At 68.7% G+C, this 16,129-nt stretch carries 16 protein-coding genes; 7 read left to right on the top strand and 9 right to left on the bottom strand.

Annotation, left to right across the window (positions count from 1 at the left end; all coding sequences use genetic code 11):
• Positions 1 to 15: 15 nt before the first annotated feature.
• Entirely contained in the window at positions 16 to 543 is a 528-nt protein-coding gene (locus E3O46_RS16205) for a universal stress protein (protein WP_134562088.1), read from the top strand.
• 27 nt (positions 544 to 570) lie between these two features.
• Here the strand turns inward: E3O46_RS16205 and E3O46_RS16200 are convergent, their stop codons facing one another.
• From E3O46_RS16200 to E3O46_RS16190, 3 genes are read right to left on the bottom strand one after another with little or no spacing between them, the layout of a single operon-like run.
• Positions 571 to 1,113, bottom strand: coding sequence for a hypothetical protein (locus tag E3O46_RS16200; protein ID WP_134449232.1), 543 nt, complete (start codon positions 1,111 to 1,113; stop codon positions 571 to 573).
• Positions 1,114 to 1,131: 18 nt separating this feature from the next.
• Positions 1,132 to 3,195: a primary-amine oxidase gene (locus tag E3O46_RS16195; RefSeq protein WP_134449233.1), complete on the bottom strand. Its 2,064-nt coding sequence runs from the start codon at positions 3,193 to 3,195 to the stop codon at positions 1,132 to 1,134.
• 58 nt (positions 3,196 to 3,253) lie between these two features.
• Positions 3,254 to 4,738, bottom strand: coding sequence for an APC family permease (locus E3O46_RS16190; RefSeq protein WP_134562087.1), 1,485 nt, complete (start codon positions 4,736 to 4,738; stop codon positions 3,254 to 3,256).
• A 274-nt stretch (positions 4,739 to 5,012) separates the two neighbouring features.
• Between E3O46_RS16190 and E3O46_RS16185 the strand changes: the two genes are divergently transcribed.
• Positions 5,013 to 6,536: an APC family permease gene (locus E3O46_RS16185; protein WP_134562086.1), complete on the top strand. Its 1,524-nt coding sequence runs from the start codon at positions 5,013 to 5,015 to the stop codon at positions 6,534 to 6,536.
• On the top strand, positions 6,533 to 7,246 hold the full coding sequence (locus E3O46_RS16180; RefSeq protein WP_134562085.1) for an IclR family transcriptional regulator: 714 nt from the start codon (positions 6,533 to 6,535) through the stop codon (positions 7,244 to 7,246). The genes E3O46_RS16185 and E3O46_RS16180 overlap by 4 nt, the downstream gene beginning before the upstream one ends.
• A gap of 7 nt (positions 7,247 to 7,253) precedes the next feature.
• Here E3O46_RS16180 and E3O46_RS16175 read toward each other — a convergent pair whose 3' ends face one another.
• Positions 7,254 to 7,472 carry a three-helix bundle dimerization domain-containing protein gene (locus E3O46_RS16175; RefSeq protein WP_134449237.1) on the bottom strand — a complete coding sequence of 73 codons (219 nt, stop codon included), beginning with the start codon at positions 7,470 to 7,472 and terminating at the stop codon, positions 7,254 to 7,256.
• 146 nt (positions 7,473 to 7,618) lie between these two features.
• Between E3O46_RS16175 and E3O46_RS16170 the strand changes: the two genes are divergently transcribed.
• Both E3O46_RS16170 and E3O46_RS16165 read left to right on the top strand, forming a co-directional pair.
• Complete coding sequence (locus E3O46_RS16170; RefSeq protein WP_134449238.1) at positions 7,619 to 8,110, top strand: heme-degrading domain-containing protein; 492 nt, start codon at positions 7,619 to 7,621, stop codon at positions 8,108 to 8,110.
• A 117-nt stretch (positions 8,111 to 8,227) separates the two neighbouring features.
• Entirely contained in the window at positions 8,228 to 9,235 is a 1,008-nt protein-coding gene (locus E3O46_RS16165) for an acyl-CoA thioesterase (protein WP_241985123.1), read from the top strand.
• A 42-nt stretch (positions 9,236 to 9,277) separates the two neighbouring features.
• Here the strand turns inward: E3O46_RS16165 and E3O46_RS16160 are convergent, their stop codons facing one another.
• The 3 genes from E3O46_RS16160 to E3O46_RS18885 form a co-directional block, all read right to left on the bottom strand.
• A complete protein-coding gene (locus E3O46_RS16160; RefSeq protein ID WP_134449239.1) occupies positions 9,278 to 12,130 on the bottom strand; it encodes a putative bifunctional diguanylate cyclase/phosphodiesterase in 2,853 nt (950 codons plus the stop codon).
• An 86-nt stretch (positions 12,131 to 12,216) separates the two neighbouring features.
• Entirely contained in the window at positions 12,217 to 12,402 is a 186-nt protein-coding gene (locus E3O46_RS16155) for a hypothetical protein (RefSeq protein ID WP_134449240.1), read from the bottom strand.
• A gap of 7 nt (positions 12,403 to 12,409) precedes the next feature.
• Positions 12,410 to 12,535 carry a hypothetical protein gene (locus tag E3O46_RS18885; RefSeq protein ID WP_255454126.1) on the bottom strand — a complete coding sequence of 42 codons (126 nt, stop codon included), beginning with the start codon at positions 12,533 to 12,535 and terminating at the stop codon, positions 12,410 to 12,412.
• A 299-nt stretch (positions 12,536 to 12,834) separates the two neighbouring features.
• On the opposite strand from E3O46_RS18885, the gene E3O46_RS16150 reads away from it, so the two are divergent.
• Entirely contained in the window at positions 12,835 to 13,209 is a 375-nt protein-coding gene (locus tag E3O46_RS16150) for a hypothetical protein (protein ID WP_134449241.1), read from the top strand.
• Between the two features lie 12 nt (positions 13,210 to 13,221).
• Here E3O46_RS16150 and E3O46_RS16145 read toward each other — a convergent pair whose 3' ends face one another.
• Positions 13,222 to 13,716, bottom strand: coding sequence for a four-helix bundle copper-binding protein (locus E3O46_RS16145; protein ID WP_241985124.1), 495 nt, complete (start codon positions 13,714 to 13,716; stop codon positions 13,222 to 13,224).
• Between the two features lie 90 nt (positions 13,717 to 13,806).
• On the opposite strand from E3O46_RS16145, the gene E3O46_RS16140 reads away from it, so the two are divergent.
• On the top strand, positions 13,807 to 15,099 hold the full coding sequence (locus E3O46_RS16140) for an ATP-binding protein (RefSeq protein WP_134449242.1): 1,293 nt from the start codon (positions 13,807 to 13,809) through the stop codon (positions 15,097 to 15,099).
• Positions 15,100 to 15,137: 38 nt separating this feature from the next.
• On the opposite strand, the gene E3O46_RS16135 is transcribed toward E3O46_RS16140, so the two are convergent.
• On the bottom strand, positions 15,138 to 16,129 hold a 992-nt coding region (locus E3O46_RS16135; RefSeq protein ID WP_134562084.1), incomplete at its 5' end, for an HNH endonuclease signature motif containing protein.

The raw sequence follows: 16,129 nt of genomic DNA, 5'->3' as shown, positions 1-16,129 counted from the left end.
GTCGAAGGAGGCCCCGTGACCACCGCACAGCCGAATGATCGCCGGCAGACCGCGAGGATCGTCGTCGGGGTCGACACCGGCCAGCCGGATGCCGTCGTGCAGCAGGCCGCCGTCTTCGCGGAGCACTTCGGTGCGGAGCTCGTCTGCGCGTGGGTCGACACCGGACGCTACGTGATCGAGGAACACCCGGACGGCAGCGTGACCTCGCTCTCCTTCGATCCCGATGTCGTTGACCTCGCCGACGAGGCTCTTCCTCCCCGGCTCGCCGCACGGCTCACGGCTGCGCTCGAAGGCCGCCCGGTCGCGTGGAGCACCCGGGCACTCGCCGGGGACCCCGCCCTCGCGATCGGCACACTCGCCGACACCCTCGGCGCCGCCATGATCGTCGTGGGTACCCGGGAGTCAAGCGTCCGAGCGGGACTTCAGGCCTTCTTCAGCGGTTCGATCGCGGTGCGCCTCGCGCATCGCCAGCACCGGCCGGTCGTGATGATCCCGCTCGCGCCGGTCCCCTTCGAACAGCGCCTGCCGTGGGAGCCCGCCTGATTCCCACCGGGAGTCCTGCGTAGCGGCTCAGGCGAAGGGCATCACGGCCATCGCCGCCGTCATGGCCGACATCCCGAGGAGGTTGCCGCGTTCGAGCCGGGTGCGGCTCTCGGTCACGAGCAGCACGAGGGACCACACCACGAACGCCCCGCCTGCCACGCAGACCAGGGGCAGCAAGAGCGAATCCGAGTGGGTGTGCCCCGCTGCGGCGGCGCCGCCCGGGGACATCACCGTGTGCGCCATCAGCTGGCCGGCCGTGACCACGAGGCCGAGCGGGTGGTGCAGCAGCATCGTCTGCCCCGCACCTCCGTGAGGTGTCGCATTCCGAGGCGCGCCCGTGGCGGTACGGCGGCGGAGCAGCGCCGAACAGGTCAGTCCCCAGGCGATCAGGATCGCCGCCCACGGCAAGGGCCCGAGGCCGAAGACACCGAAGGCGGAATCCGTCATCGCGGCGAGCATCACGAGGGTGGAGACGACCGCGAGGCCCGACCGGGAGCGCCGGCTGCCGAGCACGCAGCAGAGGTTGAGCGACGCGCCGCCGATCATGATTCCGTGCAGTGCCCAGGTCACCAGCGCTCTCCTCTCGTCCTAGTGGTGCGTGTGCTCGTGCGCCGCGCCGTCGTGGCCGTGCGAGCAGTGCGACACCGGTTCGTTTGCCGGCACGTTCATCGCGGGGTTCGCACCGAAGAAGCCGTATGGCTTGAGCGTGAACTTCGCGTAGTCGACCGGCATCACCGGCCAGTCCTCGATCCGGGGGAAGTGCGTCGGCCCGAAGGTGTGCCAGAGCACGATGTCCTCGCCGTCGATCGACCTGTCGCCCGCGATGTACTTCGTGATGCCGTCCCCGCCCGGGTTCTGGTGCACGAAGTCACCGGCCGCGAACTGCTCCGCCGGGTCGTACTGCGTCACGAAGAGGTGCTTCGTTGCGAACTCGGCGCGCTTCGCGATCGAAGACCCCGGGTCGGCCATCAGCGTCGGAGACTGCTCCGGCTGCAGAACATAGCCGGTCGGGCGCCCGAGCCGGTTGGTCTTCTCGGTGTTGACGATGTGCCAGGCCCTGGCGACGGATGCGTCGGCGACCCGCCCGGAGCCCGCCTCACTCGTGAGCCGGGTCGTCTTCTTGGTGAAGGCGTTGCCGTGCGGGTTGCCCGGCCCCATCGGCAAGCGCACGCCGTCGATCTCGTCGACGGCGTTGGACAGCCCGTCGACCATCATGTCGAGCCGCGCGCTGAAGAGGTGCTGGTGGTACGGGGCGCCGAGCCCGGGAGCGACCTCGCTGGCATACGCGTAGTCTCCCTCGATCGCGGTCTCTCCGATAGGCTCCCCGATCCCCGGGTATGCCGATGTGAAGAGGATGCCGGTGAGCTTGGCCTCGCACTCGATGGTGCCGTCGAGGGACAGGTACCAGTAGAACCCGTAGTCGTAGTTGCCGACGGTGGTGAAGAAACTGATCACGAGTCGCCGCTGCCGGCGCACCTCGTTGGAGCCGGTGAACATGTCGCCGTGCTTCCAGAGCGTTCCGACGTCCTCCTCGTGCATGCAGATGCCGTTCTTGATCGTGAACGGGTTGCCGAGTTCGTCGGCGAGGACGGCGTCGAAGTACTTGATCTCGCCGACGCAGTCGCAGCCGAGCGCGAGGGAGTTGGTGAACCGGCCGAAGAGGTACTCTCCGGTATCGAAATAGTTCTGCCAGAACCGCACCGGGGACGGGTCCCCGTATGGCACGAGCATCTCGTTGATCGAGGCCCGGTAGATGACCGGGCGCTCCTCCCCCGCGTCCGTGAAGGAGAGCTGGCGCAGCACGAGGCCCTCGCGGGTATCGAAGCCGACCTGGAACTTCCAGTTCGCCCAGCTCACCCACTCGCCGTCGACCGTGAAGCTCGGTCCTTCCGGCTGGGAGATCACGATCGGCTTGAGGGTCGTGAGCGGGGCGCCCTGCACGGCCGGGTCGTCGAAGTTGCCGCTCTCCGCCGGGATGTCGAGGGTGCCGACGTCGATGAGGCGCGTGATGGTGCGGGAGGCGGTGTCGACGTAGGCGGAGAGCCCATCGACCGGGTGCGCCCAGGGGTGGTCCTCCGGGTAGTCCTGGCGGAACGCGAGCACCCGGACGATCCGGCGGCCGACCTCTTCCGGGTAGTCGTAGTGCCCGGCAGAGAGCGGCACGACAACGACCTCTTCGATCGTGGTGCCCCGCGCGGCGAGTGCGGCGACCCAGCGCGGGTCCTCGGCGACGATCCCGGCGATCGCGTCGAACTCGGCGAGCAGCACGGGCAGCTGGCCGGCCGACCCGTCGAGCACGCTCGTCGTGAGCACCGCGCGACCGGGGATGGAGACGATGTTATCCGTCGACCGGCCGGTCTCCATGTCGAGAAGCATCACCCGGGCCTGCCGGTCGGGAAGCGGCCCGGTGCCGTCCTGCCAGGCGAGGACCTCACGCTTGTGCGGTTCCCACAGCCCGACATAGGCGAAGCGGGTGGTCGCGTTCCAGTCGGCGCCCGCCGTGACGACGTCGCGCACGGTCTCGAACTCTGCGGCGGTGAGGCTGCCGACCGGGTGGCTCGGCACGGTCCCGGCGTCGTGCTGGCCGTGGTCGTGATCGTGGCCGCCGTGTTCGTGGTGGCCGTGCGGGGTGTCGAGATCGGTGATGGTCATGGTTCTCCAGTCGAAGGGTGGTGAGAGGTGAGCGGATGCTGCGGGCGGGGTCAGCGGGTCACCCGCCGATGGCATCCGTGATCTGGTCGTATGCGACCCGGTTGGTGCGCTTGAGGATGAGCGCCTGCACGAGTCCGCCGAGCGGGAAGAGCACGACGAGGCCGAGCAGGACCGCGCTCACGACGCCGAACACGGGGGCACCGTCGGCGTCGACGTCACCGACGAGGAAGGGGAAGTTCGTGGCGATGAGCACCGCGGCGCCGAGCAGTCCGAGGAGGCCGAGCACCGGGGCGATCACCGTGTTCCAGAGTCGCCTGTCCTTCCTGGTGCGGGCGAAGTAGACGACGACCGCGACGCTCGTGACGGCCATCAGGACGGCGATCGCGAGGGTCGCGACGCCGGAGAACCAGGTAAAGACCTGGAGCACCGGGTCGAGGCCGAGCACCGCGAACAGGATCGTCAGGATCGCGGCTGTCGCGGTCTGCACGATCGAGGAGAGGTGGGGTGCGGAGTGCTTCGTGTGCACCCGGCCGAGGAAGTCGGGAAGGACCCGGGCGTTGGACATCGAGTGCTGGTAGCGGGTGATCACGTTGTGGAAGGACAGCACGCACGCGAACATGCTCGTGATGAGCAGCACGTTCATCACGACCTGCCCGATCGGTCCGAGGTAGGCGAGGGTCGTGATCAGGATCATCGCGCCCGGGTTCTCCGCGGCCTGGGCGACGACGCCGCTCGGTCCCCACGCCATCACAAGCGCCCAGGACGCGAGCGTGTAGAAGACGCCGATGCCGATCACGGCGACGTAGGTGGCCCGCGGGATGGTGCGGCCGGGGTCCTTCGCCTCGTCACGGAAGATCGCGGTGGACTCGAAGCCGATGAAGGCGGCGATCGCGAACATCAGGCCGATCGCCGGGGAGCCGGTGAGCACGTTGTTCGGTTCGAAGGGCGCCATCGAGAGGCCCTCAGGGCCGCCGTTGACGACCACCGCGACGACGAGCGCGAGCACGACGCCGACCTCGCCGAGCAGGAGCACCCCGAGCACCTTCGAGCTCAGGTCGATGTGCCGGTAGCCGAGGAACCCGACGAGGGCGACGGCCGCGAGCGAGTAGAGATACCAGGGCAGGGCCGGTGCGCCGAGGCCCGTGAGCGTGACGCTCAGGATGTAGCCGACGTACCCGTAGACCGAGACCTGGATGGTCGTGTATGTGAGAAGCGCGAGGAAGGCCGTCGCGAGGCCGGCCGGCTTGCCGAGCCCGTAGTTCACGAAGGTGAAGAACGCGCCGGGCTTCGGCACGTGCTTGGTCATCGCGGCGAGGCCGACGGAGAAGAAGAGCAGGACGATCGCCGCGATGGCGAACATCGAGGGGAATCCGACCCCGTTGCCGAGCAGGATGCCAAGCGGAGCCGAGCCGCCGATGACGGTGAGCGGCGCTGCGGCGGCCACGACCATCAGCACGATCGACGTGACGCCGAGGGAACCGGTCAGGGAACGTTCGGCGGGCAGTGTGCCAACGGATGCCGTTGGATCTTTCGTGAGGGTCATGTCATCTCCAGCTCGAGCGGGTTCGTCAGGGAAAGTCGGGGAGGCGGTGCGGAAGGTCTGCGGCCAGCCTGTCGGACCCCTGTTGCCGACCGGTCTCGCCGGGGTAAACGTCCGGGCGGCCCGAATGAGACACGGGCCGCCCGTTGTCCCACTCGGCGGTCACGCGACCGAAACACTCCCGAAGCGCGGCCGCAACGCCGGATGGTTAGCCTGAGGCTCCGCACCGCCGCCCCCGACCGTGAGCTTGTGAACGAGAAAGAACGAGGCCGGACCGATGACCGCACTGGCCAGGGCCATCAACGATCCGCAGCCGGTCGACGGCATCGGAACCCGCTCGCCCGTCGATGGCCTCGACCGGCGCAGCGTGGGATTCCTCGACGTGCTCGCGCAGTCCGTGTCCGCCGTCGCCCCATCCGCCGCCGCGACCACGATCCCGCTCCTCGTCGCCGTCGTCGCCGGCGGCGCGACGGTGTGGTCGCTCGCGACCGCGATGCTGCTCGCGTTCCTCGTCGCGACGACGATCAACCAGTTCACCCGGCGCATCGCCGCTGCCGGGTCGATCTACACCTTCGTCTCCCGCGGGCTCGGCACGATGGCGGCGTTCGTCGCCGGCGTCGGCCTGCTCGTCGGCTACGGATTCATTTCGATGTTCGCGCTCGGCGGCGCCGGGTACTACCTCACGATCGTGGTCGGCAGGTTCTGGCCGGCGCTCACCGGGTCCGTCCTCGTCGCGGGCCTGCTGATCGTCGTCATGGCGGCACTGTGCCTGCTCGTGCTGGCCCGCGGCATCCGTCTCTCGACCAGGATCACCCTGCTCGTCGAGGCGGTCTCGGTGCTCATCATCGTCGTGCTCGTTGTCGCGCTGCTCGTGCGACTCTGGCCGGTGCTCGACTGGTCGCAGCTCGCGCCGGGCGGAATCGACCCCGCCAACTTCGCGGTCGGGTCCGCCCTCGCCCTCACGGCCTTCGTCGGCTTTGAGAGCGCCTCAACCCTCGGTGTCGAGGCGAAACGCCCGTACGCGAGCATCCCGCGGGCGATCGTGTTCACCGTGCTCGGGTCGGGGATGCTCTACCTGCTCGCCTCGTTCAGCCAGCTCGTCGGGTTCTCCGCCCTCGGTGGCACGATCGCGGCGAGCGCGTCCCCGGTCAACGATCTCGCCGCCGCATACGGGATCGACGCGGTCGGCCTGCTCCTCGACGTCAGCATCGCGACCTCGTTCCTGGCCTGTGCGATCGCGTCGACGACCGCGCTCGTGCGGGTGCTCTTCTCGATGGGCCGGGAGGGCCTGCTGCCGAGCAGGTTCGGGCGCACCCACCCGCGCTATCGCACGCCGTTCGGCGCTGCACTCGTCGCGATGACGGTGATCACGGCGGTGCTGCTCACGACGATCGCGCTGTCCGGCAGCATCTGGCAGACCATGGAGGTGCTCATCGTCGGGGCCGCTGGCGGCTACATGACCGCGTACCTGCTCGTCTGCGTCGCCGCGCCCGTGTTCCTCCGGCGGATCGGCGAGGCCACCTTCTGGCCGGTGTTGTTCGCGGTGCTCGCCGCCGTGCTGCTGGGCGCCGTGCTCGTCACCTACCTCGCCGTCGAGAGCGGCTCGGCCAGGGCGCTCGGGGTCTGGGTCTTCCTCGGCGTGATGGCGCTCGGCCTCGCCTGGTGCGGCCTGCGATTGCGGAGGCGCCCCTGGCTTCGGGACACCATCGGGGTCTATGACGTGCCCGTGACCGGCGACGTCCTCGGCGGGCCGGGCCCGGCGGATGCCGCGGCGCGGGAATCGGGCCGGGCCGGCCCGTGACGGGCGCCGCGCACCTCGGTGCCCGCCAGCCGAAGGCCATCCAGAGCGCCCTGACGGTGCTCGAGGAGGTGGCCCGCTGCGGGTCGGGGGTCACAGCGCGGGAGATCTCGGACAGCCTCGGGCTGCCGAAGGCGACAGCGTACCGGCTGCTCAACCTGCTGGTCCAGGACGAGTACCTCGTGCGGATGCCGGACCTGCGCGGGTTCGCCCTCGGCCGCAAGGTCGTCGAACTCGCCCGCCTGGTCGCGCCCGCCCAGCCACCGGAGGCTGTGCGCGAGGTCGTCGACCGGCTGCGCTCCCGCATCCGTGGCGGCATCCACCTCGTGCGTTACGACAGCGACGGGGTCCGGGTGATCGATCCGGACCCCGACTACCCGCCGAGCGTGTCCGTCAGGAGCGCGCGGGCGCTCGAGACGAGCGCGATGGGCCGGCTGCTGCTCGCAGAACGTCGAGGGGCCGAGTCGGGGGTACTCGGCGAGGACCCGGACCTGGCCGGGCAGCTCGCAACGGTCCGGACCGACGGCTACGCGTACTTCCCGAGCCCGTGGGCGCCGGGGAACGGCTGTCTCGCGATCCCGATCCGGAACCGGGAGGGAACGCTCGTCGCTGGGCTCTGCCTGTCGGCCCCTGCTGCACGGATCGGCGACCCTGCGGAATTCCTCGCCCTGCTCAGGATGGGCGCACGGGAACTCGCGCCCCTGCTCGCCTGAGGGTGGTTCAGGCCGCGGCGGGCAGGTGCAGTGCGGCCCGGCGCAACCGGTCCTTGACCGCGTGCTCGATCAGCACGGGGATGTAGTCCCGCAGCGGGTTCCGGGCGAGAGCGAGCTGCTGCTCGTGCACGGTCTTCTCAATACTCGTCGGCGGTTCGTTGGGAAACTTCTTTTCCAGTCGCACAATGATCTGCTCGACCGCGCGGTCTTCCTCTTTTCGATTCACCCCTTCAGTCTCTGCCTGCTGACCGGCAGGGTCAAACGCGGAGGACGACTCCGTGCCGCGCCACGCTCAGGAACCATCCCGTACGGAGACCCGAAGTGAAAGACTGTCCGGGGCGGCGCCTGCCGCACTTCCTGGGAAGGTTCGAGATGACCGATGCACCAACACAGTCCGCGGAGGAACGCCTGCTGGACTTCCTCCTCGAGCAGGAGCGCAGCATCCAGTTCGATTCCTTCGGTTTCGCGGACGCCTGGGCGGTGGGTTCCCTGCTCGTGGAACTCGGACTCGAACGGGACCATCCGATCGCGATCGCGATCATGTTCGGGGACCAGCGGGTCTTCCACGCGTCCCTGCCGGGGGCATGCGCGGACAACGACGGCTGGCTCGAGAACAAGTTCAGGGTCGTGCGACGGTTTGCGAGCTCCTCGCTCGCCGTCGGCACCCGTTTCCGCGCGGCGGGCCGCGACTTCGACACCTCCTCCCGGCTTGACCCGCGAACGCACGCCGCGCACGGCGGCGCCTTTCCGCTGCGGGTGCGCGGGGCGCTCATGGGCGTCGTCGGGGTCTCCGGTCTCGCCCAGCAGCTCGATCACGACCTCGTCGTCGAGGCGCTCAGGGCACACCTGGTCACACGCGGCTGATACCCGGTCACGGCTCGCCGCACCAGCAGCCGGTCAGTATCCGAACACTCGGGTTCCGCTTCCTCGGCGGTTGTGGGATTCTGGCTGAAAGCCCGACGCCGAGCCCCTGGAGTGCCCGTGATTCGCAGCCCTGAACACACCGAGGATGCCTCGGCCTCCGCCACTGATTCCAGGGACCGGATCACCCTGCGGTTCATGGCCGTGCCGCAGGACACCGCCGCCGACGGCATCACTGTCGCGGCAGGCAGTGTGCTCGAGTGGATCGACAAGGCCGCATACGCCTGCGCGGTCGGTTGGAGCGCGTCGGACACGGTGACGGCCTATGTCGGCAACGTGCACTTCACCCGCCCGATCCCACCTGGCAGCCTCGTGGAGGTCCGCGCACGTGTGATCCACACCGGGCGCACGAGCATGCACGTGCTCGTCGCCGTCGACACCGCGAACGTGCGCGAACGTACGTTCACCCCGGCCACACACTGCATCCTCGTCTTCGTGGCGATCGACGAAGACGGGAAGCCCATTCCGGTGCCGGAATGGGTCGCGACCTCAGCAGCCGATCGTGAACTCGAGGAGAACGCCAAGGCCCGGCTCGCCTTGCGCCGCACCATCCAGAACACTATGCGATCCCAGGAATACACCGGGGTCGGCACCACTCCGCGTACGGTCTTCCGCTTCCTGGCCGCTCCGTCCGCCGCGAACTGGGGCGGGAACGCCCACGGTGGCACGGTGATGCGCTGGATCGACGAGGCCGCATTCGCCTGTGCGGCGAGCTGGAGCTCGGAGTCGGCTGTCGCCGTCTACTCCGGCGGCATCCACTTCTACCGGCCGATCCACATCGGCCACATCGTCGAAGTGGATGCACGGCTGATCCACACCGGGCCGAGCAGCATGCACATCAGCATCCGGGTGCGATCCGGCAGCCCGCGCACGCCGGAGGACCTCAAGCTCACCACGCAGTGCATGAGCATCTTCGTCACACTCGATTCGGATGGCCACTCGCGTGCGGTCGCCCCGTTGCCCCTCGACACCGACGAGGATCTGCGGCTTGATGCCCACGCTCGTGACCTGATCACACTGCGTGCCCAACTAGCGCCGGTACCCGTCGAGTTGATGCGACAGCCCTGACCCCGCCGGCTTCTTGCTGCGGGATACCCGATGGCGGTGGGCTCAGGCGCGGCTCACCGTCGCCTGCGTTACGGACACGAACGCGGGCTTCGGCCGGCCGAGCAGGTAACCTTGGGCGAAAGCGCAGCCGGCTTCCCGAAGCGCAGCGAGCTGGTCCTCGGTCTCCACTCCTTCGGCGACTACGTCGATGTCGAGCTTCTGCGCGAGCGCAATGATCCCCTCGACCAGGGCGACGGATGCTGCATCCGGCAGGTTCGCGGTGAAGGTCCTGTCGATCTTGATCTGGTCGACGGGCAGGGTGTTGAGCCAGGCCAGGGTCGAGAACCCGGTCCCGAAATCGTCGAGCGAAATGCACACGCCGAGCCGCCGGAGTTCGGTGAGGCGTTCCACGACGCCAGGAAGATCGATGAGGGCCCTGCTCTCGACGATCTCGAGGACCAGCCGCTCAGGACGGAGCCGGTTGCGGTTGAGGGCAGCGCGCACGGTCGGGATCAGCCGCGGATCGACGAGGGTGGCACTGGCGAGGTTCACGGCGACGTGCAGCGGTGCCTCCCCGATGGCGGCGAGGTCAGCGGCGTCGCCGAGGGCCGCGAGGTCGGCGAGCGCCTCGCCGAGCACCCACAGGTCCAGGTCGGCGACGAGGCCGGTCTCCTCCGCGAGCGGCAGGAAAGCGGCGGGGGCCAGCAGGCCCAGGCGGGGATGGTCCCAGCGGATCAGGGCTTCTGCCCCCACGACCCGGTCAGGGGAGGAAAGCGCGACGACGGGTTGGTAGTGCAGCCGCATCTCGGCCCGTCCGAGTGCCTCGACGAGCTCGCTGTGAAGTGAGGAGACCGGGTCGGTCCGGTTGCTGTCGTCCGCGAGGGCGACCTGGTTCCGGCCGGTCCGTTTCGCGTCGTACATGGCGGTGTCCGCGGCGGCGAGCAGCCGTTCTCCGCCATCCCCCGGGCCGTTGTGCACCGCGACCCCGATGCTCGCGGTGATGCGCAGGTCGTGGCCGGAGACATGGAAGGGCCGGTTGAGGCTGTCGACGACGCGATGAGCGAGGTGGACCGCCTGTTCGTGACCGGCAAGTTCGTGGGCGAGGACCGCGAATTCATCGCCACCGAGACGTCCGATGGTCGCCTCGGTACCCAGGCACCCGCGGAGCCGAACCGCGATCTGGCGGAGGAGTTCGTCGCCGGCGCCGTGACCGAGCACGTCATTGACCTGTTTGAAGTTGTCCAGGTCACAGAACATCACGGCGGTGCACGAGCCCTCCGCGCACGTCGACACTGCAGCATCGAGCTCACTCGCGAACAGCATCCGGTTGGCGAGGCCGGTCAGCGGGTCGTGCAGGGACTGGTGACGAACCGTGGCGAGGAGCCGGGCGTTCTGCAACGCGATGGCGCCCTGATGGCTGACGCCCTCGATCCGCGCGAGCGTGCTCGGCGAGATGCCCGAGGCAGGAGCGGAACGCCACCCGCCGGCGACGACGCCCATCAGCACATCGCCGGCGAGCAGCGGCACGATGATCGCCGTGGTCATTCCGCATTCCGCGAGGAGGCCGGCCAGTTGCGGGCTCGCGGTCGTCGCCGAGAGCGGGACCGGCCGCTGGTGGGCGAGGAGTTCGACCAGTTCGGGCGTCTGCGCGGCGGGGATCGGCGACGCGAGCACCCGCTCCCTCTGGGGCATATCGAGCCCGGCGGTTGCGACCGCGTGCATCACGCCGGGGCCGGCGTCCCAGAGCAGCACCGCGGCGGCATCGCAGCCGGCGATCGCCGGTACCGCGAGTGCGACGGCATCGGCGACGGCCTCGCTGCCATTGCTCGTCGCGAGCTCATGGGCGAGCACCAGCATGGCCGCCGCCCTGCTCTCTTCGCGCCTGCTGTCGTCGAGGGCCGTGAACAGGTCGAGCGCCGAGGCGGCGTGGCCGGCGTATGCCTCGAGCAGGGTCCTGTCCCCCTCCATCGCGGTGTGACCGAGGGAATAGAGTGCGGCAAGGCGTCCGTAGGTGCGCCGGCTGGAGGCCACGTCCACGATCACCGCCCGGTCGCCGAGGGCGTCGCCGTGGAGGATCCGCGCGGCGACCCTGGCCGCCTTGGGGGCATCGAGTCCCTGGAAGCGAAGCACGGGCTCACCGTGGTCGGACGTCATGATGAGCAGGTACGCCGGCGCAAGCACTGCAGACGACGCACGGGCGACGATGCGGGCGAGAACGTCGTCGACATCGTCGCTTCCGACGAGGTCTGCTGCGGCGAGCTGAACCTCCTTGACCTTCTCGCGCAAGAGCACAAGGGACCTGTTGGTCGGATGGGTCCATGACCGCAACGACCACCAGCGGCGCCGGGTCGACCACGTCACTTCGTAGACGCAACACTCATATCCGTCGCACTGGCATTCCGGGTGGACCACGATGGCGGTATTGAGCCCGAACATGGACGGCAGAGCGGCGAACAGGCCCTGGGCGTACTGGCAGTCGAGACGTGACGGACGATAGCCCTCGTGCAGCCGGTAGCGAAGGCTTGCCGACGTCCCCCGCACGGAAACGGAGTCCATTGTCGAGGTGGTCGTGAACTTGGGAATGAACCGCGGCAATTGGCGGTACACCGCTGCGGGTGATGCGAAGGCGCTCAGGAGCTGCACGAGCACCGGATGCAGCCCGTCGGTGACGACCGTCGAGCCCACCGTGTACATCGTGCGCGGGTCGTCAAGCACGGTCGTCGCGGCCTCGAAGAGCCGGATCCTGGTGTCGTAGCTCACCCAGTTTGCTGTGTCCTCAAGCCAGTCGATCGACTCCGTGACCCCGGCCCTGGCGAGGACATCGGCAACGGCAGCCACTCCGCCGTGTGCGCGCACATGGCCGAGGAGAAGGGAAACTGTCGTGCTCGACGTCTCCCGTGGCTCCAGTGTCATCATCGCCCCCTGGTTGCATACTATCGACTGGACCCGCACACGAGGCGGTCTGGAGCCGGCTGCTCAGCGGGCGAGGGCACAGCGGTCGGTCAGCCGGCGGTGCCGTCCGGGCTCGTCGCCGGGGTCGTCGCGGTGTCCGCAGCGGGAGCGGAGTACCGCATCAGCGACTTGTGCCGCAGGTTGTACTCGCGCTTGAGTTCATTCCAGCGCGGCAGTGAGACCTGGTTGGCCGGCGAAGCCGCGTTGGGTTCGCCTGACGATGGCGCTTCGGACACGGTGTTCTCAGTCCTCGTCGTCGTCACGCGTCGTCGCGACCGGACCGCGGCGGGCAGCGAACTCGCGCTTGAGCGCCGACCAGCGCACGGCGGACACGTAGTGGATGGTGGAGTTCTTCGTCACGTCGGCCATGGGTTCTCTCAGTCTCAAACGGTTGATGAACGGCGCGCCGCTGAGCCTGGTTCATTGTGTGAGCGATCGAGATTGACACGGTTTCGCATCCGTGGATGGAAACCCGACCCATCACGAGGGGTGGACGGGATCGCACATTCATGGTACATCCGCCGACCGGAATCCGGTCATCGAGGGAGGCCTGAACGGCGGGGCTGCATTGTTTCCTTGGATGACGGATGCCGGGACATCCGCCGGTCGCCGACCTAGGCTGCTGACAACCGAGATAGACACCGCGACACGAAGGGACAGAGACCACAATGACCCAGCAGCACCCCACCCTCCGGAAGATCCCGCGTCCCGACTGCTCACAGGGTCACACCTGCACCGGCAGTGCACCAGGTCATGCCCTTCCGCTGATCCAGCAGCGCGTGTCCGCGGCGACGCCGAGCAAGTGGCGCGACGCGATCGTGACCGCCGTCACCCACTCGGGCTGGCTCGCGTTAACGACCCTCGACGATCACGCCACGGTGTGGGTGTGGAACCACGCAGACCTCGGCGCCTCGGCCTCCGTCGGTGAACCAGTCGCACTGCACGACGTCTATCACGTGCTCGCGATCGGAGCCGAGCGCGTGAACGTGCTCCTGGCGCCGGTCGAGCTGTCGGGCTTCTCCGACCTCGTCGGCCTGTCCTAAGGGACCTCTGCTTTACGCCATCGGCATCATGGACTTCATCGCCGACATCATCCGCTCGCACGCGGCCGCGCACTGACGGCAGGCCTCAGCGCACATCTTGCACTCTTCGCTCATTTCGGCGTGCATCATGCACTCGGCGGCGCAGGCCATGCACATCTTCATGCAGGCATCCATCTGGGCCATCATGACCTGCATGTCGTAGCCGGAGGGGCGCAGCATCATTCGCATCATCGTGTGGGTCATGTCGGCGCAGTCGAGGCACATGCTCATGCACTTCGACATACCGGTCATGCCCATGGCCATCATGTCGTCCGCGCAGACCGTACAGGCCTGCTCGCACGCGCTGCAACACTCGATCATGTCCTGCATCGCCGCCATGTCGAGGCCGCTCATGCTCTTCATCGCCATCGAAGAGTCCATCATCTGCGCTGTCATGCTCATCATTTCCGTCATCCCGCTCCGGAAGCCCGGCGTCGGTCCGTGCCGGCTGATGACCGCGGCGTCCACGTTACGAAATGTTACGCCGCACGCTCACGCGCCCTCAAGGGGCGAGTGCCCTAGATTGTGGGAACAGACATTCCCGTGCGAAGGAGCACCATGACCGGCTGGCGGATCCGCGATTTCCACGCTGACGACCTTGATGGGATCCTCCGGCTCTGGCAGGAGGTCACCGAGACCAAGACAGAACCGGTCTACGGCCTGTCCGAAGTGCTCGCCTCCTGCCAGAAGGACCACGCCGTCGTCGCCATGCACGGCGACGAGGTCATCGGGGCCGCGGTCGGCCGTGCTGCGCATGCCCAGGGCTGGATCGTGTTCCTCGCGACCGCGCAGTCCTGGCAAAGCCAGGGCATCGGCACGGCCATGCTCGCAGCACTCGAATCGAAGATGGCCCCGCACGGCCTGACCAAGCTCTCGGCGCTGATGCCGGAGACCGAGAGCCGGGTCGACGCCTTCCTCAACCGCGGCTTCGTCGTCAAGAAGCAGCTGAGCTACTTCGAGCGCGAGATCCCGGTGCAGCGCGAGGGGCTGAAGGCGCTCGGTGAGCTCGGCGGGCGCATCCTGCCGCGCGATCTCTGGGCGGCCGTCGGCGGCATGCGCGCCGAGAAGGAACTCCTCGAGCGCCGGCTCGTGATGCCGCTCGCCGAACCGGACCTCGCCGAACAGTACGGGGTCGTTCCGCCCAAGGCCGTCGTGCTCTTCGGCCCTCCCGGAACAGGCAAGACCACCTTCGCCAAGGCGATCGCCTCCCGGCTCGAGTGGCCGTTCGTCGAGGTCTTCCCCTCCCGGCTGGCCGGCGACCCGAAGGGACTTGCCGGCGCCCTGCGGGAGACCTTCCTCAAGATCTCCGAACTCGAGCACGCCGTGGTCTTCATCGACGAGGTCGAGGAGATCGCGGCCCAGCGCGGCGGCGAACCGCCGTCGCCGCTGCAGGGCGTCACCAACGAGCTGCTCAAGATCATCCCGGCCTTCCGTGAGCGGCCGGGGCGCCTCCTGGTCTGCGCGACCAACTTCATCCGCGCCCTCGACTCCGCACTGCTCCGGCACGGACGCTTCGACTACGTCATCCCGATCGGGCTTCCGGATGCCGCGGCGCGCGCGGCCATCTGGGCCGGCTACGTGCCGGCGCTCGTCGCCGGCACGGTCGACTTCCGCGCCCTCGTCGCCGCGAGCGAGGGCTTCTCGCCCGCCGATATCGAGTACGCAGCCCGCCGCGCTTCGCAGGAGGCACTCGAACGGGCACTCTTCACCGCGGACGAGGTTCCAGCGGATGCGCCGAGCGGTCCCCGGACCGAGGACTACCTCGCGGCGATCCGTGCCACCCGTACCACGGTCTCGCCGCAGGTCGCGGCCGAGTTCCTCGAGGACATCGAGCGGCTCGCCCGGCTCTGACCGGTACCGGCAACCGGTCCGAATACCGCCCGACCTCGTCAGTCATCGTCGCGGAGGATCGCGTTCTTGCTGGTGAGCAGTACGGGTTTCTGGTCGGGGTCGAGTCCGGGTGGTGGGGTGAGCCAGTACTGGCCGGTGTCGTCGCGGGTGATGCGCCAGTGTTCGTTGTGGAGCCTGAGGTGGTCGGCCCGGCAGAGCAGGATGCCGTGGTCGAGGTTGGTCTGGCCGGTGTCGTCTTTCCAGTGGTGGATGTGGTGGGTTTCGGTCCAGGAGGGTGGCCGGTCGCAGCCGGGCCACCGGCAGCCGCCGTCGCGGAGGGAGAGGGCCACCCTTTGGGAGGGGCTGAAGGTGCGTTGTTCGCGGCCGAGGTCGACGCCGTGGCCGTGGTCGTCGAAGGTGACGTCGAGGATCCCGGTGTCGCACCGGTTCCGTTCCAAGGTCTCGGCCGAGACCGTCACCGCAGTCCCCTCGATGACGCCGGGTTGGAGCGCGGGTGCCGCGGTTTCGGGGTTCGCCGCAGCGTCGGCTGTGGGTGACGGGGCCTCGGTTGGCGCGGCATCGGTGGGTGCGGTGCCGGTGGGGCGGATGGTGACCATGCGGACGGCGGGGCTTCGTCCTCCGGCGATGCGTTTCGGGTCGGCCTTCACGCCGAGTTTCATCAGGGCCAGGAACGCGTCCGCGGTGAGCTGCTCGGTGCTGCGCGGGTCGTCCTGCACCCGCTTCGCCCACGCGGCCTGCTCCTTGTCCACGAACCGGACCCCGCCCCGGCGGGGGCTGGTGATGGCGTCGTAGGTGTTCATCAGGTATTCGCCGTCTTCCGGGGCGAACAGGCCGACCATGCGCACCTGCCCGGTGTGGAGCCGCCAGAACCGCAGGGACCGGTCGTCGTAGACGGCCTTCTCGCGGGCGGCGATGCCGGCCTCATCGAGCACGTCCCGCACCCGCCGGGCGCGCTTGAACAGCTGGTCAGCGTTCACCGTGCGCGCTTCGGCGAGGAGCCGGGCCAGGGCCGTCGCGAGTTTCTCCGGGG

Source organism: Cryobacterium glucosi (assembly GCF_004402235.1).
GTDB classification, from domain to species: Bacteria; Actinomycetota; Actinomycetes; order Actinomycetales; family Microbacteriaceae; genus Cryobacterium; species Cryobacterium glucosi.
The sequence above is the reverse complement of the archived record's forward strand: the minus strand, read 5'-3'. Positions and strand labels throughout refer to the sequence as shown.